Annotated in this window: 15 protein-coding genes and 1 pseudogene; 5 read left to right on the forward strand and 11 right to left on the reverse strand. The window is 72.5% G+C overall.

The window, feature by feature from the left end; translation table 11 throughout:
* Window positions 1-275 precede the first annotated feature (275 nt).
* From C1701_RS19060 to C1701_RS19070, 3 genes are all read left to right on the forward strand, one after another.
* Window positions 276-860 (forward strand): TetR/AcrR family transcriptional regulator, encoded by a 585-nt coding sequence (locus tag C1701_RS19060; protein WP_051314202.1) that lies wholly within the window; start codon window positions 276-278, stop codon window positions 858-860.
* Window positions 861-939: 79 nt separating this feature from the next.
* Window positions 940-1,881, forward strand: coding sequence for an SDR family NAD(P)-dependent oxidoreductase (locus tag C1701_RS19065; protein ID WP_103056374.1), 942 nt, complete (start codon window positions 940-942; stop codon window positions 1,879-1,881).
* A 507-nt stretch (window positions 1,882-2,388) separates the two neighbouring features.
* Window positions 2,389-6,042, forward strand: a complete 3,654-nt coding sequence (locus C1701_RS19070; RefSeq protein WP_337661821.1) for a S8 family serine peptidase — start codon at window positions 2,389-2,391, stop codon at window positions 6,040-6,042.
* 361 nt (window positions 6,043-6,403) lie between these two features.
* On the opposite strand, the gene nrfD is transcribed toward C1701_RS19070, so the two are convergent.
* From nrfD to C1701_RS19110, 8 genes are all read right to left on the reverse strand, one after another.
* Window positions 6,404-7,438 carry an NrfD/PsrC family molybdoenzyme membrane anchor subunit gene (gene nrfD / locus C1701_RS19075; protein ID WP_026419865.1) on the reverse strand — a complete coding sequence of 345 codons (1,035 nt, stop codon included), beginning with the start codon at window positions 7,436-7,438 and terminating at the stop codon, window positions 6,404-6,406.
* The gene (locus C1701_RS19080) at window positions 7,435-8,412 is read right to left on the reverse strand and encodes a 4Fe-4S dicluster domain-containing protein (protein ID WP_103056376.1); all 978 of its coding nucleotides are present in this window, start codon (window positions 8,410-8,412) and stop codon (window positions 7,435-7,437) included. The genes nrfD and C1701_RS19080 overlap by 4 nt, the downstream gene beginning before the upstream one ends.
* A 5-nt stretch (window positions 8,413-8,417) precedes the next feature.
* Window positions 8,418-11,663: a formate dehydrogenase gene (fdh, locus tag C1701_RS19085; protein WP_337661822.1), complete on the reverse strand. Its 3,246-nt coding sequence runs from the start codon at window positions 11,661-11,663 to the stop codon at window positions 8,418-8,420.
* Window positions 11,664-11,742: 79 nt separating this feature from the next.
* Complete coding sequence (locus C1701_RS19090; RefSeq protein WP_026419868.1) at window positions 11,743-12,036, reverse strand: hypothetical protein; 294 nt, start codon at window positions 12,034-12,036, stop codon at window positions 11,743-11,745.
* A gap of 803 nt (window positions 12,037-12,839) precedes the next feature.
* Window positions 12,840-14,123, reverse strand: coding sequence for a WXG100 family type VII secretion target (locus C1701_RS19095; RefSeq protein ID WP_103056377.1), 1,284 nt, complete (start codon window positions 14,121-14,123; stop codon window positions 12,840-12,842).
* Window positions 14,120-14,428 carry a hypothetical protein gene (locus C1701_RS19100; RefSeq protein ID WP_103056378.1) on the reverse strand — a complete coding sequence of 103 codons (309 nt, stop codon included), beginning with the start codon at window positions 14,426-14,428 and terminating at the stop codon, window positions 14,120-14,122. Before C1701_RS19100 ends, C1701_RS19095 begins: the two co-directional genes overlap by 4 nt.
* A gap of 331 nt (window positions 14,429-14,759) precedes the next feature.
* Window positions 14,760-17,261, reverse strand: a complete 2,502-nt coding sequence (locus C1701_RS19105) for an ABC transporter permease (protein WP_026419871.1) — start codon at window positions 17,259-17,261, stop codon at window positions 14,760-14,762.
* Between the two features lie 3 nt (window positions 17,262-17,264).
* Entirely contained in the window at window positions 17,265-18,011 is a 747-nt protein-coding gene (locus tag C1701_RS19110; RefSeq protein ID WP_026419872.1) for an ABC transporter ATP-binding protein, read from the reverse strand.
* Between the two features lie 447 nt (window positions 18,012-18,458).
* Between C1701_RS19110 and C1701_RS19115 the strand changes: the two genes are divergently transcribed.
* On the forward strand, window positions 18,459-20,021 hold the full coding sequence (locus C1701_RS19115; protein WP_337661823.1) for a multicopper oxidase family protein: 1,563 nt from the start codon (window positions 18,459-18,461) through the stop codon (window positions 20,019-20,021).
* 188 nt (window positions 20,022-20,209) lie between these two features.
* Here the strand turns inward: C1701_RS19115 and erm are convergent.
* The 3 genes and pseudogenes from erm to C1701_RS19130 form a co-directional block, all read right to left on the reverse strand.
* Window positions 20,210-20,983, reverse strand: a pseudogene (gene erm / locus C1701_RS19120) (23S ribosomal RNA methyltransferase Erm); the annotation flags it as partial.
* Between the two features lie 664 nt (window positions 20,984-21,647).
* Window positions 21,648-22,307 carry a response regulator transcription factor gene (locus tag C1701_RS19125; protein WP_026419873.1) on the reverse strand — a complete coding sequence of 220 codons (660 nt, stop codon included), beginning with the start codon at window positions 22,305-22,307 and terminating at the stop codon, window positions 21,648-21,650.
* Window positions 22,304-23,608, reverse strand: a complete 1,305-nt coding sequence (locus C1701_RS19130) for a sensor histidine kinase (RefSeq protein ID WP_337661824.1) — start codon at window positions 23,606-23,608, stop codon at window positions 22,304-22,306. The genes C1701_RS19125 and C1701_RS19130 overlap by 4 nt, the downstream gene beginning before the upstream one ends.
* Window positions 23,609-23,789: 181 nt before the next feature.
* Here C1701_RS19130 and C1701_RS19135 point away from each other — a divergent pair, with 181 nt between their 5' ends.
* Window positions 23,790-24,005, forward strand: a complete 216-nt coding sequence (locus tag C1701_RS19135; protein ID WP_103056380.1) for a DUF5957 family protein — start codon at window positions 23,790-23,792, stop codon at window positions 24,003-24,005.
* Window positions 24,006-24,010 lie beyond the last annotated feature (5 nt).

The following is a 24,010-nucleotide window of genomic DNA, read 5'->3' on the forward strand; positions in this document are numbered from 1 at the left end:
CCGTCCTCGGCGAGCAGGTCGACGCTCCACGCCCGGTCCCGTCCTTCGATGCTGTCCACGGAGGCGGTCGCGGTGTACCGGGGTCTCTCCGTCCGGTCCTTCCCGCGCGGGGCTGGCGCCCCGGTGCCGACAGGAGGTGCCGGTCCGGGGCAGCGGTCCCTGGGCCGGCCGCCGCGGCCTCCAGGTCCTGGCTCCCACCAGCCCCGGGTGCCCTCCGGTCCGGTGGGGGCTCGGTGTTGGTCGAACCCCGGCGGGCGCGGACTACCGTCGGCGCCATGAGCGAGCAGTCCTTCTCGGTGCATCCCGGGCCGTTGCGGGCGGACGCGGCCCGCAACCGCGACCGGATCCTGGATGCCGCGCGCGAGCTGGTCCGGGAGGGGGATGGCGGTCTTCCGCTCAACGTCGTCGCCCGGCGGGCCGGGGTTGGGGTGGGGACCGTCTACCGGCACTTCCCCACCAGCGGGGCGCTGCTGGAGTCGCTGGTGGCGGGGTCGCTGGACGCGCTGGTGGAGTCGGCGCGGGCGGCGGTGTCCATGGCCGACCCGGCGGCGGCGTTGGTGGCGTTCCTCGAGGGCGTGCTGCGCGGGCAGTTGGCCGACGAGGGGCTCCGGTTGGTGTTGACCCGTCCCGCGTTCGCCTGCGTGGAGACCGGGGAGCGGGTGCGGGAGCTGTTGGCGGCGCTGGCGGCGCTGTTGGAGCGGGCGATCCGGGCTGGCGTGGTGCGGCCGGAGATCACTCCCGACGACGTGCGCCGTCTGCTGATCGGTACGCAGGAGGCGGTTCGCGCGGGCACCGAGGTCGACGACCGCGCCGGGCTGTACCTGGGCATCCTGGTCGCGGGACTACGACCCGAGAACTGATGGGGTCATCCGAATAGATAGACCTATCCGTTTGTGCGGTAGCGTGGGAACGTGACGTCCCTCTACCCGAGGAGAACCCATGCTTCCCTCGTCCCCGCGCCGGAGCCCCCAGGACATCCCGAACCTGCGTGGTCGCACCGCCGTCGTGACCGGAGCCACCAGCGGACTTGGCCATGTCATGGCCCGGGTGCTCGCCGAGCGCGGAGCCCACGTGGTCCTCGCCGTCCGGGACCTCGCCCGGGGGCGAGCGGCGAGCGCGGAACTGGTGGGTGACACCGAGGCGAGGCAGCTCGACCTCGGTGACCTCGCCTCGGTGCGTTCCTTCGCCGCCGCTCTGGCCGCCGACCACCACCGGGTGGACCTGCTCGTCAACAACGCGGGAGTCGGCTTCGCCGGTGCGCCGCCCACGGTCGAGGGTTTCGAGGGGGCGCTGGGGGTGAACCACCTCGGCCACTTCGTGCTCACCGGGCTGCTGATGCCGGTGCTGGAGCGGGGGAGCGGATCGAGGGTGCTCACGGTGGCCTCCGACTTCGCCCGGTACGGCCGGCTCGACCCGGACCGGCTGGACACCCACCTCTCCCCAGCCCGTGCCTACGCGCGCTCCAAACTGGCCAACGTCCTCTTCGGCGCCGAACTCGACCGGTTGCTGCGTGACGGCGGCTCCCGGGTGCGCAGCGTGCTGGCCCATCCGGGGATGACCCGCACTCCCATCCACGGCCGGGTGACCTCGGTGGTGGCGCGACTGGCGTTCGCCACGCCCGCCCAGCTGTTCGGCAGGAGCGTGGAGGAGGGTGCGCGGCCCCTGCTCCACGCGGCGGTGGGGCCGGAGCCCGAACCCGACGTCATGACGGGCCCCGGAGCGGGCCGGCGACCGCCCTCCGCGACACCCCTCACCGGTCGTCTCGCGGACAGCGAGCTGGCGGCGCGGCTGTGGGCGGCCTCGGAACGTCTCACCGGCGTCAGCTACCCGAGGGCCGTCGCCGCGCCGGACGGGGGCGCCGGGCGGCGGGACGACCGGTGAGGGCGGGGGCCGGCGGTACGGCGCACCCCGGTCGCGGGTGCCGCCGTTCCAGTTCCGCTCGTCGGAACGAGGGCTTCCCGGCCCCGGTGGCGGCCGCCGGTCCGTTGTCGTCGAGGTTGGTGAATCACCGACCCGGGGATTCGGGATCCGCTGCTCCCTGGTGACCGTTCGCGTTGGCCGCTCCGTCGGTAACGAGGTGAACAGCCGTCGTTCGGGTGAAAGAATGTCGTTGAGTTCACTATCGGTCGTCCATTTCGGCCTGGATTTCGCCGTTCCGATCCGGCGTTCCTGGCGGTCGCCCTCACATGGGCGTACGCGCCGGGCAGGTCAACGAACTTAAACAGTTTATGTGGCGGAAACAATTCGTTCTCGTCGGCGGCGACGAATTCGCTCCGTTGGGCTGAATGGCTTCTTGTGGCGTCGTCGGATTCGTCGGTTAGCTCGAAGGGACCACAGGCCCGGCTCCGAATTCCCGAAGCCGGGCGCCGTCCTGTTCGAGGAGGGTTGGTGTCCCACAGACGTAGTCCCGCCAGCCGGGAACGCAACTCCGTCAGAACGTCCCGAGGCCGAGCCGGTACCGCCGTCACGGCGTTGACCGCGATCACGGCAGCGCTCGTCGTGCCCCCGGCCGTCTCGGCCCAGGATGACGCCGCCGGCGACGTCCTCTCCGTCGATTCCGCCGTCACCCGTGCCCTGGATGCCAAGGGCAGCTCCGACGTCTGGCTCGTCCTGGAGGACCGGGCCGACCTCAGCGCCGCCGCCGAGACCACCGGCTGGGTGGAACGGGGCGAGGCGGTCGTGTCGACCCTGCGCGACCACGCGGCCCGAACCCAGAAGCAGGTGATCGGGCATCTGACCGAGGCCGATGCCGAGTTCAGCTCCTTCTGGATCTCCAACCGCGTCCTGGTCCGCGACGCCACCCGGGAGTTGCTGACCGGGCTCGACCGGTCCTCCGGTGTCTCACGGGTCACCCTGCCCGTCACCCTCGACGCGCCGGAACCGGTGGAGGAACGGCCAGCCCGGGTCTCGGTGGACGCCCTGGAGTGGGGGGTCGCCGAGATCAACGCCGACGCCGTGTGGAGCGACTACGGCGTCCGGGGTGAGGGCATCACCGTCGGCAGCATCGACACCGGGGCCCAGTACGACCACCCCGCCCTCGTGGACAGCTACCGGGGCAACCTGGGATCCGGCTTCGACCACGACCACAACTGGTTCGACCCGGCCTCGGTCTGCGGCAGCCCTTCCCCCGCCCCCTGCGACAACAACAGCCACGGCACCCACGTCACCGGCACCATGACCGGTGACGACGGTGGGGACAACCAGATCGGCGTCGCGCCCGGTGCCCAGTGGATCGCGGCGAAGGGCTGCGAGGCCAACGGGTGCACCGACGCCTCGCTGTTGGCCTCCGGGCAGTGGATGCTCGCCCCCACCGACCTGGCCGGTGAGAACCCGCGTGCCGACCTGCGCCCCCACGTGGTGAACAACTCCTGGGGCGCCTCCAACGGGCCGATCATCGACCCCTGGTACGACGACGTGGTCGCCGCCTGGAACGCCTCCGGAATCTTCGGGCTGTTCTCCAACGGCAACTCCGGGCCCAGCTGCGACACGGCAGGGTCGCCAGCCGACTCCCGGTACTCCTACGGCGTCGGCGCCTACGGGTCCACCGGGTCGATCGCCAGCTTCTCCAGCCGGGGACCCGGGTTCGACGGTGAGATCCGACCGCACATCTCCGCCCCCGGCGTGAGCGTCCGGTCGGCCACCCCCAACAGCTCCTACGGGCTCAAGAGCGGCACCTCGATGGCCGCGCCGCACGTCGCCGGTGCCGTCGCGCTGCTGTGGTCCTCGGCGCCCAGCCTCGTCGGGGACGTCGAGTCCACCCGGGAACTGCTCAACGGCAGCGCCATCGCGGTGGACGACACCAGCTGCGGTGGGACTCCGGAGAACAACAACGTCTGGGGCCACGGCAAGCTCGACGTGCTCGCGGCGGTCGGCGCGGCGCCCCGCGGCGACACCGGGGTCCTCGCCGGCAGCGTCACCAACTCCGCCACCGGGGACCCGGTGGCCGGGGCCCGCGTCTCGCTGGCCGGCCCGCTGGAGCGCGCCACCTCCGCCGACGCGGAGGGCCGGTTCTCCGCGACGGTGTCGGTCGGGGAGTACGAGGTCACCGTGTCGGCCTTCGGCTACGGCGAGTCCACCACCACCGCCACGGTCTCGCTCGACGAGACCACGTCCCTGGAGTTCGAACTCGACCCCGTGCCGACGCGGTCGCTGGTGGGTGAGGTGACCGACGCCAGGGGCGCACCGCTGCCCGGTGCGACGGTCGTGTTCGACGACCACGTCCTGCCCGCCGTCACCACCGACGACGAGGGCGGTTACGCCTTCGACGCGGTGCCCGAGGGCAGCTACGCCCTCACCGCGGCCGGCTCCGCCTGCGTCGAACCGGTGACCCGCGAGACCGTCGTCTCCGGTTTCACCAGGGTGCTGAACTTCCGGCTGCCCGACGTCACCGACGAGTACGGGCACTCCTGCCGGGTCGGCCAGGGCGACTACACCGAGGGCGAGACCAGGTTGGCGCTGACCGGCGACGACCGTTCGGAGACCGTCGACCTGCCCTTCTACTTCGACTTCTACGGCGAGACCTACGACAGCGCGGCCGTCTCCACCAACGGCTTCCTCGCCTTCGAGGGCCCGGCGACGGCGTTCCTGAACGGGGCGCTGCCCAGCGCCTCGGCGCCGAACGCCGCCGTCTACCCGTTCTGGGACGACCTGAACGCCGACGCGAACTCCGGCATCTACACCCGGACGGCCGGGGAGGCCCCGAACAGGACCTTCCTCGTGGAGTGGCGCGAACTCACGTTCTTCGGCAGCGGCTCCCGGCGGGTGGACTTCGGGGTGACGCTCCACGAGGGCGGTGACATCGTCTTCGACTACCGCGACCTGGGCGAGGACGACGCGATCGAGCGGGGCGCCTCCGCGACGGTCGGCATCGAGAACGCCTCGGGGACCGTTGCCCTCCAGTTCTCCCACAACGCGGCCAGCCTGCGGTCAGGCAGCTCGATCACCTTCAGCCTGCCCGACAGCGGGTTCGTGACCGGTGCCGTCGTCGACGGCAACGACGGCGCGCCGGTGGCCGGGGCGCTGGTCGAGTTCCTCCAGCGCGGTGAGGTCGTGTCGACCACACGCACCGGGGACGACGGCACGTACCGCAGGCAGCTGCCCCTCGGCTACTACACGGTGGCGGTCAGCAAAGAGAACTACGTCGCGACCACCGGCACCGCCTACGTGGGCGAGTCCGGGGAACGGGTCAGCCACGACGCGACGCTGCGCACCAGCCGGGGCGCCACCAGCGTCGACCGGCTGGAGTGGCTGCTGCCCGGGGACACCACCCGGGAGGCCGAGATCACCGTGACCAACGTCGGCACCGAGCTGCTGACCTGGGAACTCACGCCCGACCCCGAGGCGGGCCCCGCCTCCAGGGCCATCGGGGTGCCCTGGCTGTCCCACGAGCTCACCAGTGGACAGCTGCGGCCCGGCCGGGCGGTCACCCTCGGGTTGGAGGTCGACACCGGCGGGCTCGCCCCTGGTGTCCACGAGGGGGTGGTGGCCTTCCGGACCAACGGTGGCCGGCAGGCGGTGCTGCGGGTGCCGGTGCGGCTCGTCGTGTCCGCGCACTGGCAGGCGGTGAACCCCGCCGGTGCCGCGCACACCGACTCGACCGGCATCGAGTGGGTCGCCGACCAGGCGTACCAGACGGGCTCCTTCGGGTATCTCGGTGACGACGTCACGACCGCCGAGGTCGACGAGTCGGTCGACATCCGGGACACCCGGGAGGACGCGGTCTACCGGAGTCAACTCGTGGGGCTGGAGGGCTACCGCTTCGACGCGCTGCCGGCCGGGACCTACGAACTGACGCTCGGTTTCGCCGAACTCGACCGGTCCCCCCGCCTCGACTGGCGTCGTTTCGACGTCCAGCTCAACGGGCGGTACGTGCTCGTCGGCCACGACATCGCCGAAGCGGTCGGGGGACTGCGTGCCGACGAGCACACCACCACGGTCACCGTGGAGGAGGGCGGGTCGGTGGACCTGCGTTTCCTCGCCCGGCGGGGTTACGAGCCGCCGGTGCTCAACGCCGTCCAGCTGGTGCACCGACCTGACCTGTGAGCCGGTGGAGGTGACGTCGTCCGAGTCCCGGACGGCGGGGTGCGGGGGCGTCGGGGGAGACCCGGCGCCCCCTCCTCGCGTACCGCTCCCCGTCGCGGGTAAGTCCCGCCGTGCTCGGCCGAGGGCGACGGGGACGACGGGGACGGCGTTCCTGGTGCGCGGGTCCGGTGCCGAGGCCCGTTCCGCCCCGTTCGGCCCGTTCGGCCCGTCCCTCCCGCCGTCCTGAGGGGGCGGGTACCGAGGACCAACCCACCGCTGCCCGGGGCCGGGGCGGCACACCAGCGGACCACGATGGACACCGGCACGACTCCACCGCCGGCTGCCGCCTCCCCGCACCGCGAGGGCGAGGTGGCACGTCGGATCAGGCGACGTTCTCCTCCGCGGCCCGCGCTGCGCGTTCCCGCACCCGCGCTCGCTGCGGTTCGACCGTGTACTTCGGATCGCGCGCCGACTCCATCCCGGCGTGGAACACGCCGAACCGGGTGCAGGCCGATCCGACGAGCAGCGCGGCGCCGCACACGCCCGCCGCCACCCGGCTCCGGCGGCCGAGGAGCGCGCCGCCGACCGCACCGGCCACGGTCAACGCCTTCGCCGCCTTCATCAACCGGCCGCCCCACCCGGTGCGGTAGGGCTCGGCGACCATGCCCATCCGCCGTTCCATGCGCGCGGTGGCGGCGAGCTCGCCCGCCGCCGCGAGGACCGCCGCGCGGCGGGCCGGCCCGGTCTGGGCGGTCGGCGCGGCGATCATCGACGCACCCGAGGCGGCCAGCGCGGCCGAGGAGACGAAGACGAACGGGAGTTCGCGGTGGCCCTCATGCCAGGCGGGGACGGCGGTGTCGGCGGCCAGCGCGGCCGTGTAGGCGGCCACCAGCGGTCCCAGCACGGCCGCCGTCGCCGTCGCGGTCGCCCCGATCCTGGGGAACCAGCCGGTGAGGTCGGTGATCGCGGCCGCTCCGGCCGCCGGACCGTAGGCGGCCAGCAGCCAGGAGCCGACGCTCATCGGGGAGGTGATCTTGAAGACGCGGAGCATGTTCAGGAAGCGGGCGGGGCGCCCCAGGTCGTGCACCAGGGCCACGACCGACCCGGACACCGCGCCGAGCGCCACGAGCTTGGCCGGCCTGGCCAGACCGGGCCGGTTCGTCCAGTGCCCGCCGGCGGCGAGGACCGACGACCCCCCTGCCAGGCCGCCGAGGAAGAAGTACCCGGCGATGTCGGTGGCCGCCCAGCGGGGCGGGTTCAGCACGGGCAGCCCGTAGTAGGAGTCCGGGCTGTACTCGGGAGCCGCGGTCCGCTGCCCCCGGGGCCGCCACCGCTGTTCCCCGGTGCCCCCGACGCGGGCCTCCCGCCCGGGGTGCGCCCCCCTGATGCCGTCCCTGGTGACGTCCGACGTGCTCATGACCGCCTCCCGACGAACATCGCGGCCAGTCCACCGAGCATGGTCGCGGCGGCCACGCCCACGTGCGCCCACATCCGGGGCAGGTCCCTGGTCGTCACCACCGGGTCGGGGGGCAGCCCGTACACCTCGGGTTCGTCCAGCAGCAGGAAGAACGCACCGTCCCCGCCGACGCCGTCCTCCGGGTCGTGCCCGTACAGCCGGGCCGAACCGACGCCGTCCCCGTGCAGTTGTTCCACCCGGGCGGCCGCCCGCTCGCGCAGCTCGTCCAGTTCCCCGAACTGGATGGAGTCAGTCGGGCAGGCCTTGGCGCAGGCGGGCTCCATGCCCACGCCGACCCGGTCATAGCACAGGGTGCACTTCCAGGCGCGGCCGTCGTCCGGTCGCTGGTCGATGACCCCGTAGGGGCAGGCCGGCACGCAGTAGCCGCAGCCGTTGCAGATGTCCTCCTGCACGACGACGGTGCCGAACTCGGTGCGGAACAGCGAACCGGTCGGGCAGACGTCGAGGCACGCGGCGTGGGTGCAGTGCTTGCACACGTCGGACGCCATCAACCACCGCAGGTCGGTGTCGCCCGCCGATCCGCCGTCGCCTCCCCGGCCGGACTGTTCGGGGACCAGCGGCGCCGGCCACCCGCCCTGTTCGGGGACGGTGACGCCCTGGGCGGCGGCGGCCAGCGCGTCCACACCCCGGTGCGACTCGTCGGGCGGGGGCCCCACCAGGGGTTTGCGCTGTTCGACGAACGCGACGTGCCGCCAGCTGTCCGCTCCCAGCCGGCCGGTGTTGTCGAAGGACATGCCCGTCAGCTCCAGGCCGTCCTCCGGGATCGCGTTCCACTCCTTGCAGGCCACCTCGCAGGCCTTGCACCCGATGCACACCGAGGTGTCGGTGAAGAACCCGTAGCGCGGGGGTGCGTCGCGGTGGCCGGCGGAGGCCGCGACGTGCGGGTCCGGTCCGGAGAACTGGTTGGTCGGCACGGCGCTCAGGCCTCCGTTCCGGTGGTTTCGGTGACGCCCGCTCGCCGCCGGTAGTCCTCCACGTAGCGGCGCAGCGCGGCGCCGCGGGGACGTCGCCCGGGGCGGATGTCCGCCGTCCAGGCCTTGACCTCCTGGATGTGGACGTTGGGGTCGAGGGTGATGGAGGACAGCTCGTTGGCGGAGTCGCCGGTGGTGTAGCCGTTGGGACCCCAGTGGTAGGGCATCCCGATCTGGTGGACGGTCCGGCCCTGCACGAACAGGGGCGTCATCCGGTCGGTGACCACCACCCTGGCCTCGATGGCGTTGCGGGCCGTCACGATGGTGGCCCACCCGTGGTGTTCCAGCCCGCGTTCCTCGGCCAACTCCGGTGAGACCTCGCAGAAGAACTCGGGTTGGAGTTCGGCCAGGTAGGGCTGCCACCGCGTCATGCCGCCCGCGGTGAAGTGCTCGGTGAGCCGGTAGGTGGTGACCACGTACGGGTACACCTCGGCGCCCGGCTCGTCCCCGCTGGGCTGGTAGCGGTTGTCCTCCCGGGAGTTGGCGAGCCGCACCGGGTTCCGCTGCTGCGGGTACAGCAGGTTCGGGAACGGGGACTCCTGGGGCTCGTAGTGGGTGGGCAGCGGCCCGTCCACCAGGCCCGCCGGCGTGTACAGCCAGCCCTTGCCGTCGGCCTGCATGATGAACGGGTCGACCCCGGAGATCGCCTCCACACCGCGCGCCTCGGGGGCCGGCCGGTAGGAGGGGGGACGGTCGGCGATGAAGTCGATGCTGTCGTGGCCGGTCCAGCGGCCCGCCTCCTCGTCCCACCACACCAGGGCCTTGCGTTCGCTCCACGGCCGGCCCTCCGGGTCCGCCGACGCCCTGCTGTACAGGGTGCGGCGGTTCTGCGGCCACGCCCACCCCCACTCCGAGCCCGTCCAGTTCTGCTCGCGGTGCGGTCGCCGGCGCGCGGCCTGGTTGACCCCGTCCTGGTAGACCCCGCAGTAGATCCAGCAGCCGCACGAGGTGGAGCCGTCGTCCCTGATGTCGTCGTAGCCCGACAGCGGCCGCCCCTCGGCGTCCCAGCCGTTGATCTCGGCCAGGACCGCCTCGGCGTTGGGGTCACCCAGCGTGCCTTCCAGTGGGTAGTCCCAGGTCAGGTCCAGGATGGGGCGGTCCATCGGCTCGGTGGAGCCGGCGAGCCGTTCCCGGATGCGCCGCCCGAGGTGGTAGATGAACCACATGTCGCTGCGGGCCTCGCCGTCGGGTTCCTTCGCCTGGTGCTTCCACTGCAACAGCCGGTTGGTGTTGGTGAAACTGCCGGACTTCTCGATGTGCGCCGCCGCGGGGAAGAAGAACACCTCAGTGCCGATCTCGGTGCTGCGCAGCTCGCCGGTCTCGATCTCGGGCCCGTCCTGCCACCACGTCGCGCTCTCGATGAGGGAGAAGTCCCGCACCACCAACCAGTCCAGGTTGGCCATGCCCAGCCGCTGCATGCGGGAGTTCGCCGAGCCCACCGCCGGGTTCTCGCCGAGCAGGAAGTAGCCACGGCAGATGCCGTCCCGCTGGGCCATCACCGTGTCGTAGGTGCTGTGCCCGCCGGTCAACCGGGGCAGGTAGTCGAAGCAGTAGTCGTTCTCCTCGGTGGCCGCCGGCCCCCACCAGGCCTTGAGCAGACTGACCACGTAGGCCCGCATGTTCGCCCAGTAGCCCTTGTCGGCGGCGTCGGAGGAGATGAAGTGGTCCAGGTCCTCGTGCAGGTGGGCGTGCGGCATCGGGATGTAGCCGGGCAGCAGGTCGAAGAGGGTCGGGATGTCGCTGGAACCCTGGATGCTGGCGTGTCCCCGCAGCGCCAGGATTCCCCCGCCGGGGCGACCGATGTTGCCCAGCAGCAGCTGGAGGATCGAGGCCGCGCGGATGTACTGGGCGCCGACGCTGTGCTGGGTCCAGCCCACGGCGTAGGCGAACGCCGTGGTGCGGTCGCGTCCCGAGTTGCTGGTGATCTCCTCGCAGACCCGCAGGAACTTCTCCCGGGGGATCCCGCACACCTGTTCCACCATCTCCGGGGTGTAGCGGGCGTAGTGCCGACGCAGGACCTGGAAGACGCAGCGCGGGTGTTGGAGGGTCTCGTCGCGGAGCGGTTCCCCGTGCAGGGCGGGACCGCCGAAGCCGTGCGACTCGGGGTGACCGGAGGACTGCATGTCCCGCCCGGGGTGCCGTGGCTCGTCGACGCTACGCTTGCCCGCCGCCGAGGCGACGCGCACTCCCTCGTACTGCCAGGAGTCGACGTCGTAGGTGCCGTCCTCGCGGTCGAACCCGCCGAAGAGGCCGTCGAGGTCCTCGGTGTCCTGGAAGTCCTCGTGGACCAGCATCGCCGCGTTCGTGTAGTTGACCACGTAGTCGTGGAAGTACTTCCCGGTGCTCAGGACGTGGTTGATGATGCCGCCGAGGAAGGCGATGTCCGTGCCGGCGCGGATCGGGACGTAGAGGTCGGCCAGCGCGCTGGTCCGGCTGAACCGGGGGTCGACGTGGATGACGGTGGCGCCCCGGGCCTTGGCCTCCATGACCCACTGGAACCCCACCGGGTGGGCCTCGGCGAAGTTCGACCCCTCGATGATGATGCAGTCGGAGTGCTGGAGGTCCTGCAGGTAGGTGGTGCCGCCACCCCGCCCGAAGGAGGTGCCCAGGCCGGCGACGGTGGAGCTGTGGCACACCCTGGCCTGGTTCTCCACCTGGACGATGCCCAGGGCGGTGAACAGCTTCTTGATGAGGTAGTTCTCCTCGTTGTCCAGCGTCGCCCCGCCGAGGCTGGCGATGCCGAGGGTGCGTCGGGTGCGGGACCCGTCCACCTCCTCCTGCCAGTTCTCCCGTCGTGTCCTGATCACCCGCTCGGCCACCATGTCCATGGCCGTCTCCAGGTCGAGCGGTTCCCACTCGGTGCCGTACGGCCTGCGGTACAGCACTTCGTGCCGCCGTGAGGACCCCGTGGTCAGCTGGAGGCTCGCCGAGCCCTTGGGGCAGAGCCGGCCCCGGCTGACCGGTGAGTCCGGGTCCCCCTCGATATGGGTGACCCGTCCGTCCTGGACGTAGACGTTCTGGCCGCAGCCGACCGCGCAGTAGGGGCAGATCGACTTGGACACCTTGTCCGCCGTCGCCACCCTGGGTCGTAGGGACTCGGTTCCCCGGGACACGGCGGCCGCGCCGCGTCCCAGGCGGTCGGGGCCCGTGAGCTGCCGGAACACCGGCCAGTCGAGCCAGCGGGGAGTCGCCACCGGGACCTCCTCGGATACGGCCCCCCGTGGGGCCGTGGGCCTGTCGTCTCCAGCTTCGGCCCGTGGGCCGTTCCCCGCCCTACGAGGCGTGCCGCCGCTGGTCGGGGTCGGACAGGACGCGGTGGGCCGTCCACCAGCGCACCTCGTCGTGGCTGTCGGGCGTGTGCTCCAGCGCGTTCACCAACCGTTGACTACGCGAACGGGTGAGTCCCAGCCGCACCGCGGTGGGGGGCGGTTCGGTGTGGTCGCCGTCGGCTGGTTCCCCGGTGGCGATCAGGTAGGCGAGCCCGGGCGGAACCCGTAGGGCGCGGCCGGCCCGCTCGTAGTCGTGCCCGGCGGCGAGCAGGGCACGGGTCTGCTGCTGTGTGGGCATCTCGCTCCCAGTTGGCGTCGTCGGGGGAGTGTCACCTTGACACCTGCCCTGCCCGGTGCGAAGCGGCGCTAAACACCGCTCCTCGCCATCGGGTGGCGGGACCGGGCCGTGGCGGGCCCCGGCGGGGGAGCGGGAGGGGGAGCGCGAGGGGCGGCGCCGTCCGGCGCGGCGGAGGGCGGTGACCCGGCCGTGACCGGGTGCTCTCCCACCCGGCACGGCTCGCGCCGGCGACGCGGAACACCAGGGCAGCGGCTGCCGGACCGGCGCGGTGGCGGAACCGGATCCGGGAGGGGACATCACCTGACGGGGGCCAGTGGAATGCCGCGGACCGGTTCCCGGCGGGTTGATTTTTCCCTTTCCGCCGGTCAGGGGACATCGACGATGCCCGCGCCACCCACGGTCGGACGCCGCTCCGCGGAACGGTCCTGGTACGGCTGGATACGTGGTCGCCGGGTGGGACCCGTGTGCTCACGGTGGCCAGTGATCGGCGTCATCGCGTGCCCGTTGGTCGTTGTCGGGCTTGTTCCGCCGATCCCGGGAATCGTCCGCGCGAATCGAGGGCAGGCGGACGACAAGGGGCTCGCGGTGGCCGGCGCCGCCCTCTCCGCCGTTCGACCCGCCCCGTGCGTGAGGTGGGTGGTCGCCGTGGACGACGCCGGGGAGCGGGTTCGCGCCCTCTCCTCGTCCACCCTGGTGCGGCGATCCAGCCCGGAGAGGTCAGGGGCAGCGGGCGGCTCGGACCCGGGTGGTGCCCGGTGGCCAGCCGCGCGGTGCGGCGGCCACCGGATCCCGGTCGCGGGGGCTCAGGCCCAGGGGTTCAGCCCGGAACGGTCCGGTCGCACCCCGTCGGTGTCGGGGACGAACCCGCCCCGGTCGACCTCGGACTCGTCGTAGTCGTCCAGGGTCGTCGTCCCGCCGTGGCCCACCTGGTCGCTGTAGGCCAACCGGCCGTCCTGGCTGATCACCACCATGTCCCCCTGGTCGACCGACTGGCGGACCTGGCTGGCGATCTGTTCGGGACTGGCGTTCGGGTTGGACGTGCCGATCTCCCGGCCGCGTTCGTTGTTGTACAGGTCCATCGCCTCGGGGTACCGACCGTTCTCGGGTTTCCGTTCGTGCGCCGTGGCGAAGGCCTCGGACCACTCGGCCCCGAATTCCTGGGTCATCCTGGCGTTCCAGTAGGCGTGCCGGAAGGCGTCCACGTGGTTGTGCGTGGTGTTGTCCGGGTCGCCGAACTGCTGTTCGCTCACGACGTAGGCCTCCTGCTGGAGGCGGTACCAGGTGTACATCTCGTCCGGCCGCAGCTGGAGGAAGAGGTCCAGTTCCTCCTGGGTCCACTTGCTGCTGGGCACCGAGAACCCCAGCCTCTCCAGGATGGGGTTGATGACGTCGACCAGCTCGGGTGGTGGGAAGTCCACCAGCTCGTACTCGGACGCGGCGACCTGGTAGCGGTTGAGGATGTCCTCCAACGACTCGCGGCCGTCGGGTGTCAGCGCCACCACGTCGTCGCCGCCGAGGGAAATGCTCCGCAGCTCCGCCGCCGCGGCCCGGTTCTCCTGGGCCAGTGCCGTGAGGAGGGTCGCGGCGGCCGTCGCGACGCGCCTGGTGGCGACGGCGAACTCGTGCAGCGCCTCCTCGTCGTCATCGGGAACGTCGGCGGCGCGGGCGGCGAGGTCGGCCACGTTGTCGAGGATCGCGGTGTGGTCCTCCTTCGCCGAGGCCAGGTTGGTGGACAACGAGGAGAGCACCCCGGCGGCGCGGGTGAACAGCTCCGAGTCCTGGAGCAGCGCGGACCGCTGCTTGGTGATGGCGCCCACCGCCGAGGACGCGGCGGAGCCGGTCCACGCGGCCTCCAGCTCGCTCGCCGCCGAGGACAGCCCGTCGGAGGCCGCCGTCTCGGTGGCCTCCGCCGTTCGCGTGCAGCTGATCCGCAGGTCCTCGATGGCCTCCGCGTCACCACCCAGCTCGCCGATCTTGGCCGGCAGGTCCCCGAGCACCGAACGGACGTTGTTCCCGCTGACCGAGCCGGCGATCGAGCCGAGGCTCGCCGCCCGCTCCTCCAGCTCCTCCACCGCCACCTGGCTCACACCGACACCCCCTTGCCGTCGAAGGCGCGGGCGCGTTCGTCGTCGATGTCGGTGTAGGTCTCCGAGCTCCGCCGGACACCCTCACCGAGCTCGCCGACCCGCTCAGAGTGCCCGAGCACCGTGCCCGCCAGGTTGCGCGCCAGGTCGTCGAAGGCCTCCGCGCAGTCCGAGGTGGTGAACGCGCCACCCCCGCCGCCGGTGCCGGACTTCCACGAGCGGCACACCGCGTCGAGGTCCTCGGACAGGGTCGACAACGAGTCACCCACGGCGGCCAGTTCCTCCTCGGCCACCTCGAAACCGGACATGGTCACCTCTGTCGAGTTCGGTGTCCCAGCCCCCTGAGCGGTCCCGCCGCACAGCGCCCCCTGACGTGGGATGGACCGCCGCTCTGGCACGGAACGAGTAGTTATCACAAGCAGTATCACTGGCCGTGTGCGGCGGCGAGGCCGCACCCCGGCGAAACCGGTCGTTCGGTGAGCCTCCCCGGGGGGAACCGCTCAGTGATACGACCGAGCCGACGGCCCACGGATCAGCCATTCCCGGGAGGTGCCGGCCGGCCCGGTCCCGGCACGGCGAACGGGTGTCGGCGGGACGAACCCGCCGACACCCGCACCGGAGAGGACCGCCGCCGTGGCGTCAGTCGTCCGCGAGCGCCTGCATCGGGGAACTCCTCGCGGCCTTGCGCGCCGGGATCAGCGCGGCCAGCAGCGCCATCGCGATCATCGCGACCAGCACGGCCCCCAACTGGCCCCACGGGATGGCCATCATGGGCACGTCGGAGAGCGCCGAGGCGACCATCGCCGCGTAGGCACTGCCCAGGGTGATCCCGATGACCGTGGCGTACACGCCCAGCAGGGCGCCCTCCCAGGTGAGCATCGACCGCAGTCGGCCGCCACGCAGCCCCAACGCCCGGAGCAGGCCGTATTCCTGGCCGCGCTCCACCACCGACAGCGACAGCGTGGTCGCCACCCCGACCATCGCGACGATGACCGTGATCCCGACCAGGCCCAACGCCACCAACCGCAGGTTGCCGATGATCTCCTCGAACGCCTCCCGCTCCTCGGCCGGGTAGAACAGGCTGAGGTTCGGGTCGATGGGCACGGTCGCCTCCAGCGCCTGCTGGAGCGCGTCGAGTTCGATCGCCTCGTCCGCCGCGATCAGCAGCCGGAACGGGTCGAGGTCGGGCATGAGGGTGCGCAGGTCGTCCGGGTGGATCGAGACGAACCCGAGCGTGCCCCCCTGCCGGTAGATCGCCTGGACCGTCAGCTCCACGGTCCGACCCTCGGCGCCCACCGTGACCGTGTCACCGACGGACAGGCCGTGGTCGTCGGCCACCCGCTGGTAGAGCGCCACCGAACCCTGGCCCCACTCCGAGAAGTCCCCGGAGGCGATGTTGCGGGTGAGGTTGGGAATCGCGGGCACGTCCACACTGGACACCCACTCCTCCACGACGTCCGTCCCGTAGTCCACGTCCAGCGGGGTCTCCCAGAGGGGCGTGACGGCGCTGACACCGGGCGCGGCGGCCAGGTCGTCCACCAGCTGCTGGTCGAGCAGCCCGTCAACCTCCTCCTGGTTGGAGAAGTCGCTCACCATCGCGTCAGCGGGCATCGACGCCCGCAGCTGCTCGTCCGCGCCGGCCTGCATGCTGCTCAACCCGACGAGCACGGCGCTGACCAGGGTCACGCCGAGGGCGAACACCGAGGCGGTGGTCGCCGAGCGGCGCGGCGCGCGACCGGTGTTGCGGGCCGCCAACCGACCGGCGATCCCGCCCGCCGCCCCGGCCGGCCTCTCGACCAGGCGCGTCATGATGCGCACCAACAGCGGTCCGGCTGCCAGCACGGCGCCGAACAGCAACACCCCGGAGGCCATGACGGCCAGCACGAACAGTTGGCCCTCGTTGGTGCCCATCATCAGCCCCAGGGCGAGCAGACCCAGCGCCCCCAGCAGGAGCAGGACGCCGAGGGTGGTGCGCAACCTGCCTACCCGGGACTCGCTGTCGGCCAGCGGAGCGGAGCTCATGGCCGCCACCGGGGGGATCCTCGCGCCCTTGATCGCGGGGAAGACCGCGGCGACCACGGAGAGCAGCACCGCGGCGAGGACGCAGAGGAGCAGGCTCGGTACCGACACCGTCAGCGGGGGCATGGTGGCGGTGACGAACAGGTCCGCGATGGCCAGCCCGGCCGTGCCCGCGCCGACGGCGGCGAGGGCACCGCTCAGCCCGGCGAGGCCACCGGAGATGACCGCCTCCACCAGCAGCGCGCGCACGATCTGCCCGGGATGCGCGCCGATGCAGCGCAACATGGCGGTGCGCTGGCGGCTGCGCGCCAGCAGGATGCGGTAGGTGGAGGCGACGATGATCGCCGCCGCCAGCATCGCGATCACCACGAAGATCGACAACACCAGGAAGATCGAGTCGGCCTGCCGGGCGGCGGACCGCATGTCCTCGTCCCGGACCTGTTGACCGGAGTTCACCAGCACGGAGGTGCCGAGGTCGTCCTGGATGGCGGACACCAGGTCGCCCTCGTCCTGGCTACCGGCCACCAGCAGCTGGTAGAACCCGTCGGTCTCGGACCAGTCGGCGAAGGTGTCCTCGCTGGTCATCACGCTGTAGCTGCCCTGAGGGCTGTCCCGCACCAGACCACTGAGGGTGGCCGTGACCGTCTTCTGGTCCGCCTCGGTGTAGAGGACCACCTCGAACTGGTCGCCGATCGCGAAGTCCAGCTCCTCGGCCAGCGAGCGGCTGAGCAGCACCTCGTCGGTACCCGGAGCCGACCCCTCCTCCACCGTGTGCATCGCCAACGGGCCCTCGACGGGGGAGGTGCGCAACACGTAGTTGTTGCGCCCGATGGCGATGGAGACCCCGCTACCGGACGGCGCGACCTGGTCGACGCCCGGCATGGCCGCGACCCGTTGGATCTGCTCGTCGGTGAGTACCCACGGTTCCTCGACGGCGTCGACGACCGCGTCGGTCTCCTCGCTCACCGAGACGGTGCTGCGGATGAACTCGTCGCGGAGGGTGTCGGTGAACAGCATGGTGCCCGCCGCGAAGAACGTGGCGATGGCGATGGCGATACCGGTCAGCAGGATCCGCGAGGGCCGCTGTCGGATCTGCGCGAGTGATGCCTTGCCCAGTCCCATCGTTCACCTGCTCAGTTCGTCGAGGGCGGCGAGCACGTCCTGCCGGGACGGCCGGCGCAGCTCCCCCGCGATCCGACCGTCGGCCAACAGCACGACCCGGTCGGCCGCCGCCGCGGCGGAGGGGTCGTGGGTGACCATCACGATGGTCTGGCCGAAGTCCCCGGTCGACCTGCGCAGGAACTCCAGCACCTCCCGGCCCGACGACGAGTCCAGGTTGCCGGTCGGCTCGTCGGCGAACACCACGTCCGGCCTGGTCGCCAGTGCCCGGGCGATCGCCACCCGCTGCTGCTGACCGCCGGAGAGCTGCGACGGGCGGTGCCCCAGCCGGGGGCGGATGCCGAGGATGTCGATGACGGTCCTCAGCCACTCCTGGTCCGGCGAGCGGCCGGCGATGCTGAACGGCAGCAGGATGTTGTCCTCCGCCGTGAGCTCCGAGAGCAGGTTGAACTTCTGGAAGATGAACCCGATGCGGTCCCGCCGCAGGTCGGTGAGCTGCCGTTCCCGCAGGGAGGTGATCTCGGTGCCGCCGACGGTGATCGACCCGCTGGTGGGCCGGTCCAGACCGGCCATGCAGTGCATCAGCGTGGACTTGCCCGAGCCCGAGGGACCCATGACGGCGGTGAACTCGCTCTCGGCGACGCCGAGGCTGACCCCGCGCAACGCGTGCACCTGGGTGTCGGCGCTGCCGTACACCTTCGACACGTCGGTGGCCGCCACGATCGTCCCGGTGGCGGTGGTGGTGGATGACATGGTGTTCCGTCCTTTCGTCCGTGTTCTCCCTTCGTCGAGTCGCCTCAGCCGGTCGGGCGGCTCCCTCCGCGCGCGCGGGGGGCAGCGGACCTGGGGGACCGCTTCGGTGGGGTGCTGGCTCCGTCCGGACCGCGTCCGTGCGATGACGGGCCGTGCCAGGCCCGTGGACCGGTCGCCTCGGGCATCCGGAACGCGGTGGTTCCGGGAACCGGGCCGGTGGTGGTGGCGGAGCGCATCGTCGTCCTTCTCGATCGGAGGGGTCGGTGTGCGTACAGCCTGGCCGTGAACCCCTGTCCCGCAGATCAGCCGAACGGCCAGGCACGGGAGGACCCCTCGGCCGAAAGTCGTAGCCAGGGTTGTCACCGAGCCACCCCAGGACCGGGACCAGGGGCCTGCTCCGGGGCCTTCCCGACGTCGACCAGGCCCTCCGACCGGTTGGCTGAGGGGGTGAGACGAACTCCCCAGTCCCCGCAGTCCCGGCGCCGGTGGCCGCGCCCGCGCACCGTGGTGACCGCGCTCCTGGCGCTCTCCCTCGTGGGGGTGATCCTGCTCGCGGCTGGCTTCGCGATCGGCTACCAGGTCGTGCGGCGCGACAACCTGGGCCAGCTGGACTTCGCGACACCGCTGGTCGTACCACCCCTCCTCGAACCGGAGACCGACGAGGAAGGCCGCCAGGCCTTCGACCTGCGGCTGAGGACAGGGGCCTCCGAGCTGCTGCCCGGCACGCGGACGGTGACCTGGGGGGTGAACGGGGACCACCTCGGCCCGACCCTGCGGATGCGGCGCGGCGACCACGTCGCCGTGCGGGTCACCAACGAGCTCTCCGAGGCGTCCTCGCTGCACTGGCACGGGATGCGGGTCCCGGCCCGCATGGACGGGGGACCCCACCAGGAGGTCCGGCCCGGTGGGGTGTGGATCCCGGAGTGGACGGTGCGCCAACCCGCGGCCACCCTCTGGTACCACCCGCACCCCCACGGCCGGACGGCCGAGCACGTCTACCGGGGTCTCGCCGGCATGATCATCGTCGAGGACGAGCGGACCGAATCGCTGACGTTGCCCTCGGAGTACGGGGTGGACGACGTTCCCCTCATCGTGCAGGACAAGGACTTCGACGACGCCGGCCAGTTCGACCTCAGCGGCGGCGGCGGGGTGGGCATCCTCGGCGACGAGATCCTGGTCAACGGGACCCACGACCCGCACTTCGAGGTGACCGCCAGCCGCACCCGCCTGCGGGTGCTCAACGGGTCGACCGCCCGCGTCTACGACCTCGGCTTCGTCGACGGCCGGCACTTCCAGGTGGTGGCCACCGACACGGGCCTGCTGCCCGCACCCGTGGAGCGGGACCGGGTGCGGCTCTCACCGGGCGAGCGGGCGGAGATCGTGGTCGAGATGGACCCCGGAGAACGGGCGGTCCTGCGGTCCTTCCCCGGCGGCCTGGACGCCGGCTTCTTCCAGGACAGGTTCTCCGGTGGGGACGACACGTTCGACATCATCCAGCTCCGGGCCGCCGACCGGCTGCGGGAGTCACCACCCGTTCCCCGGGAGTTGGGCAGCGAACCCGTCGTCGAGCCGCCGCCGGGCGCCACCGTCCGCGCCTTCGAACTCTCCGGGACCTCCGAGATCAACGGGCGGCCGATGGACATGGGTCGCGTCGACGAGGTGGTGCCGGCGGGCGCCACGGAGATCTGGGAGGTCAGGGGGAGCGGTTCACCCCACAACTTCCACATCCACGACGTCAGCTTCCGCATCCTCGACGTGGACGGCGCCCCGCCCCCGGCGTGGCTGGCCGGACCCAAGGACACCGTCTACCTGCCCCCCGGGGCCCTGGTGCGGCTCGCGGTCGACTTCGGGACCGAGGTGGACGAGGAGGTGCCCTACATGTACCACTGCCACCTCCTCGCCCACGAGGACGCCGGCATGATGGGGCAGTTCCTCGTCGTGCCACCCGAGCGGGTCGACACCGTGGACCGCACCCTGAACCACCCGAGCGGTGGGCACTCCCACCACTGACAGCCCGCACCGGCCGGGGCGGTCCGGGGTCACCCCCGACGTCGACGCCCCCGCCAGCCCGCCCCACTCCCGTCGGAGCCGCCAGGGCGGTGGCGTGGCACCGCACGTCCCGGCCGGCTCGCGCCGCCGGCCGCCCCGCCGGGCTGGGGGGCGGGCGCCCGGTCGGCGGGGCCGTCCCGGAACATCCGGTACAGCTCGGCCCACTGGCGGGAGGTCAACCGCCGGGGCAGGCCGCCCTCGTCGAGCGACTCGGCGCGGAGCCAGTCCCGCAGGCGGGCGGCGGGAACGCGGCCGTTCGTCACCCGCCGCAGGATCGCGGGCAACCCAGCCCCCCTGCTGGTGAAGACCTCCCGCACGAACGCCTGGTACGGACCTCGGTCGTCCTCCGGCAGCAGCGGACCGGGCCGACGCCGGATCCGCAACACACCGGCGTCCACGCTCGGGACCGGCCGGAACGCCCGGGCCGGAACCCGGTCGACGAGGTCGAAGTCGAACCACGGCCAGTGCGCGGCGGTCATCATGGTCGCCCCGCCCACCCCGGCGCGTTTCCTGGCCACCTCCCACTGGAGCACCAGCACCGCCGTGTGCCAGGTCGCCCCGTCGTCGAGCAGGCGCCGCAGCAGCGGAGTGGTCAGGTGGAACGGCACGTTGGCCACCACGACGTGCTCGACGGTGGGAGCCCGGTGCCGGAGGAGGTCGCCCCGGACGACGCGGGCCGAGTCGCCCAGCCGGGCGGCGAGGCGGCGTGCCCGGGACGGGTCGAGTTCGACGGCGGTCACCGGGCGACCCAGGTCGACCAGGGCCGAGGTGATCGCGCCGTCACCGGCGGCCAGCTCCAGGACGGGACCTGGCGCGGCCGACGCCGCCAGCTCGGCGATCAGCCGGACGACGGCACGGTCGACCAGGAAGTTCTGGCCGAGTTCGTGCCGCCCCCCGACGGGACTGTGGGAACGGGAGGACACTGCTGCTCCTGCGAGGACGTTGGTGGGGACGTCCGGCGGCGACGACGGCACGCGCGGACGGGAGAACGTCGGAACAGACGGCGGCGTGGTCCCACTGCCACGGGCCCGCGGCTCGGACCCGGTGGTGGTCAGGCGGAACTGACCACGGTCCGGGTGGAACGCGGGGCGCGAGCGGTACGAAGGGCGACACCGCCGTCAGGCGGTGCGCAGCCTCACGAAGAAGGAGGCGGAGAAGCAGGACATGGCGCGAACCGTAGGCTCCGCCCCCCGCCGGAGTCAACGCGATTCCCGTCAGAGGACGGCCAACGCCTCCGGGACCTCGTCGGTGCGCTCCGGAGCGTGTCGGTGGGAGTCCCGGTCCGGAGCGCGTGGGTGGCGTGCGGAGCGTGATGGCGGGGGCTCAGGCGCGGATCGCGGCTCGCGTGGGCGGCGCGACCCAGGCCCCGCCGCGACCGGCGGGCGGCCTTGAGGGGGACCGCCACCGACCCCCATGCCGTCGGCGCGCGCTCTCGGCGCACTGTCCGCATCGCGGAAAGGAGCGGTGGCCCCGCACCTGGCCAGCCGTAGCGGGACGTGCCGGGTGGGAGAGTTACCAGGCTTCGGTCCACCCGCGTTCACTCCGTCGTGCCGCCGGTACTCCGGTCCGCCCAGCCGGACCCGGACCTCACCGGCCGCCGGGGCGGACCAGGCCGCTCTCGTAGGCGAGGGTGACCAGCTGCGCGCGGTCCCGGGCGTCCAGCTTCGTGAGCAGCCTGCCCACGTAGGTCCGCGCGGTCGCGGGGCTGATGAACAGCGAGGCGCCGATCTCCTGGTTCGACAGCCCCGCCGCGATCTCGACCAGCACCTCCCGTTCCCGGTCCGTCAACGTCGCCACCAACTCCGGCCTCGTCACGGCCCGGTTCGCCGCGACCTCCGCCATCACCCGGCGCGTCACCGACGGGGACAACAACGCCTCGCCCGCCGCGACCAGGCGGACCGCCCTGCGCAGGTCCTCGGCGCCGGTGTTCTTCAGCAGGAACCCGGCCGCGCCCACCCGGATGGCGTCGAAGATGTGCTCGTCGACGTCGAAGGTGGTCAGCACGATGACGCCGACCCCGCGCAGCTCCTCGTCCGCGACGATCCTGCGGGTGGCCTCGATCCCGTCCATCTCCGGCATCCGCACGTCGACCAACACGACGTCCGGTCGTTCCCGCCGCACGACACGCACCCCACCCGAGCCGTCCTCGGCCTCCCCGACCACGGTGATGTCCTCGCCCCGTTCCAGCAGGGCCCGCAACCCGGCCCTGACCAGGGGCTGGTCGTCCACCACGACCACGCGGATCACGCGACCACCTCCCTGGGCAGCCGGGCCGTCACCAGGAACCCTCCCGAAGGCGCGCGCCCCAGCTCGACCGAACCCCCCAGCAGGCCGACCCGTTCGCACATGCCCCGCAGGCCCTGCCCCGCGCCGTCCCGGTGGCCGCCGCCCGGTCCCCGGCCGTCGTCCCCGACCTCCACCCACACCGCCGTCTCCTCGTGCCGGACCACGACCTCGGCGTGCCGCGCGTCGGCGTGCCGCAGGACGTTGGTCAACGCCTCCTGGACGACGCGGAGCGCCGTCGTCTCCACCACCAGCGGCAGCGGGCGCGGAGTCCCCTCGACCCTGGTCCGGACGGTGAGACCACCGTCGGAGACCGACGTGACCACCCGGCCCAACTGGTCGAGCCCCGGCATCGGCGACCGGCCGTCCCCCTCGGCGGGGTCCCGCAGCAGGCCCAGGGTGGCCCGCAGCTCCCGCGAGGCGTCGTCGCTGGCGGATCTGATCGCCCCGAGAGCCGACCGAGCCGAGGCCGGGTCGTCCGCCAGGGCCTCCGCCGCCACGTCGGCCTGGAGCGAGACGACCGCGATCGTGTGGCCGAGCACGTCGTGCAGGTCCCGCGCGATCCGCAGGCGCTCCGCCGCGACCCGGCTCTCCGCCTCCCGCTCCCGTTCCACGGCCGCCGACAGCGCCCGTCGCCGCGACTCCCACCGCCACCGCCGCCGGGCCCGCACCGCGTCCCCCAGGGCGATCGCCGCCGCCATCACCCCCACCGAGCTGGCGAGTTCGTAGCCAAGCAGGTAGCCGACGTCCTCGCCCTCCCGGAGCCGGAAGAACGAGCTCACCGCGAGCAACACCGCCGATGTCACCACCGCGATCCGGGCCCGGCCCGCTTCCGCGGCGGAGAACAACGCGGCGGCCAGCGGGATCGCCAGACCGATCGGGGGGAAGTCGGCGATGTGGTAGGCGACGACCCCGGTCGCCGTCGCGGCCAACGCCAGCAGGGGGAAGGGGCGGCGGACCACCATCAGCGCACCCAGGCCGGCGGCGAAGAGGTACGCGGTGACGTCCGGGCCCCTGCTCCCACCCAGGTCCGCCGTGATCGCCACCGCCACCACCGCGGTGACGGCGGCCCCGAGCAGGCAGTCCACCGCCAGCGCGCCCCGGGCCGTCCAGCGGCCCGGGGCAGCGATCCACCCCCCGTCGGTCCCCTCCGCCGCCGGTTCCGGTGGCCAGCCCGTGCCGTGGCGGATCCCCGGGTGCGTGGGTCCGGCGGCCACGGGTTCCCGCCCGGAACCCGGTTCGTCACCCGACGCGGAATCGCTCACCTCGCGGAGTGTAGGCAGTGCGCCCGACCGGGACAGTCGTCCAACGTCGCCCGCCGACGACGGGTCCGGTCGACCTCCGGGTACGTCGAGAAGCGACCAGGGGAGGCGTCCTCAGGCCGACGACGCGCGGCCCGGCCCGACCTAGTGTTCCGCGCCGTGATGCCGAGGGAGAGGACGTCGGGTGCGAACCGTGGGGATCGTGGTGCTGGGCCTGTTCGCCGGGTGGATCGCCGGCTTCCTGGTGGGCGAACTGCTGGCCAGGACGGCGCAGGTGACCGGTTACCAGGGCGGGCCGCTGGTGGTGGTCGGGCTGGCTCCCCAGGTGGGGTCGCTGCTGGGCGTGGTGGTCGCGGTGCTCGTCGACTCGCGCCGCCGTCGGGACGGCTCCGGGAGGTGAGCCGG

It is taken from the genome of Actinoalloteichus sp. AHMU CJ021 (assembly GCF_002895405.1).
GTDB classification, from domain to species: Bacteria; Actinomycetota; Actinomycetes; order Mycobacteriales; family Pseudonocardiaceae; genus Actinoalloteichus_B; species Actinoalloteichus_B caeruleus.

Bases quoted from the DNA above. Each gene is read 5' to 3' on its own strand.
- C1701_RS19060 (WP_051314202.1), top strand. From the start codon at position 276: ATGAGCGAGCAGTCCTTCTCGGTGCATCCCGGGCCGTTGCGGGCGGAC.
- C1701_RS19065 (WP_103056374.1), top strand. From the start codon at position 940: ATGCTTCCCTCGTCCCCGCGCCGGAGCCCCCAGGACATCCCGAACCTG.
- nrfD (WP_026419865.1), bottom strand. From the start codon at position 7,438: ATGAGCACGTCGGACGTCACCAGGGACGGCATCAGGGGGGCGCACCCC.
- C1701_RS19090 (WP_026419868.1), bottom strand. From the start codon at position 12,036: ATGCCCACACAGCAGCAGACCCGTGCCCTGCTCGCCGCCGGGCACGAC.
- C1701_RS19100 (WP_103056378.1), bottom strand. From the start codon at position 14,428: ATGTCCGGTTTCGAGGTGGCCGAGGAGGAACTGGCCGCCGTGGGTGAC.
- C1701_RS19105 (WP_026419871.1), bottom strand. From the start codon at position 17,261: ATGGGACTGGGCAAGGCATCACTCGCGCAGATCCGACAGCGGCCCTCG.
- C1701_RS19110 (WP_026419872.1), bottom strand. From the start codon at position 18,011: ATGTCATCCACCACCACCGCCACCGGGACGATCGTGGCGGCCACCGAC.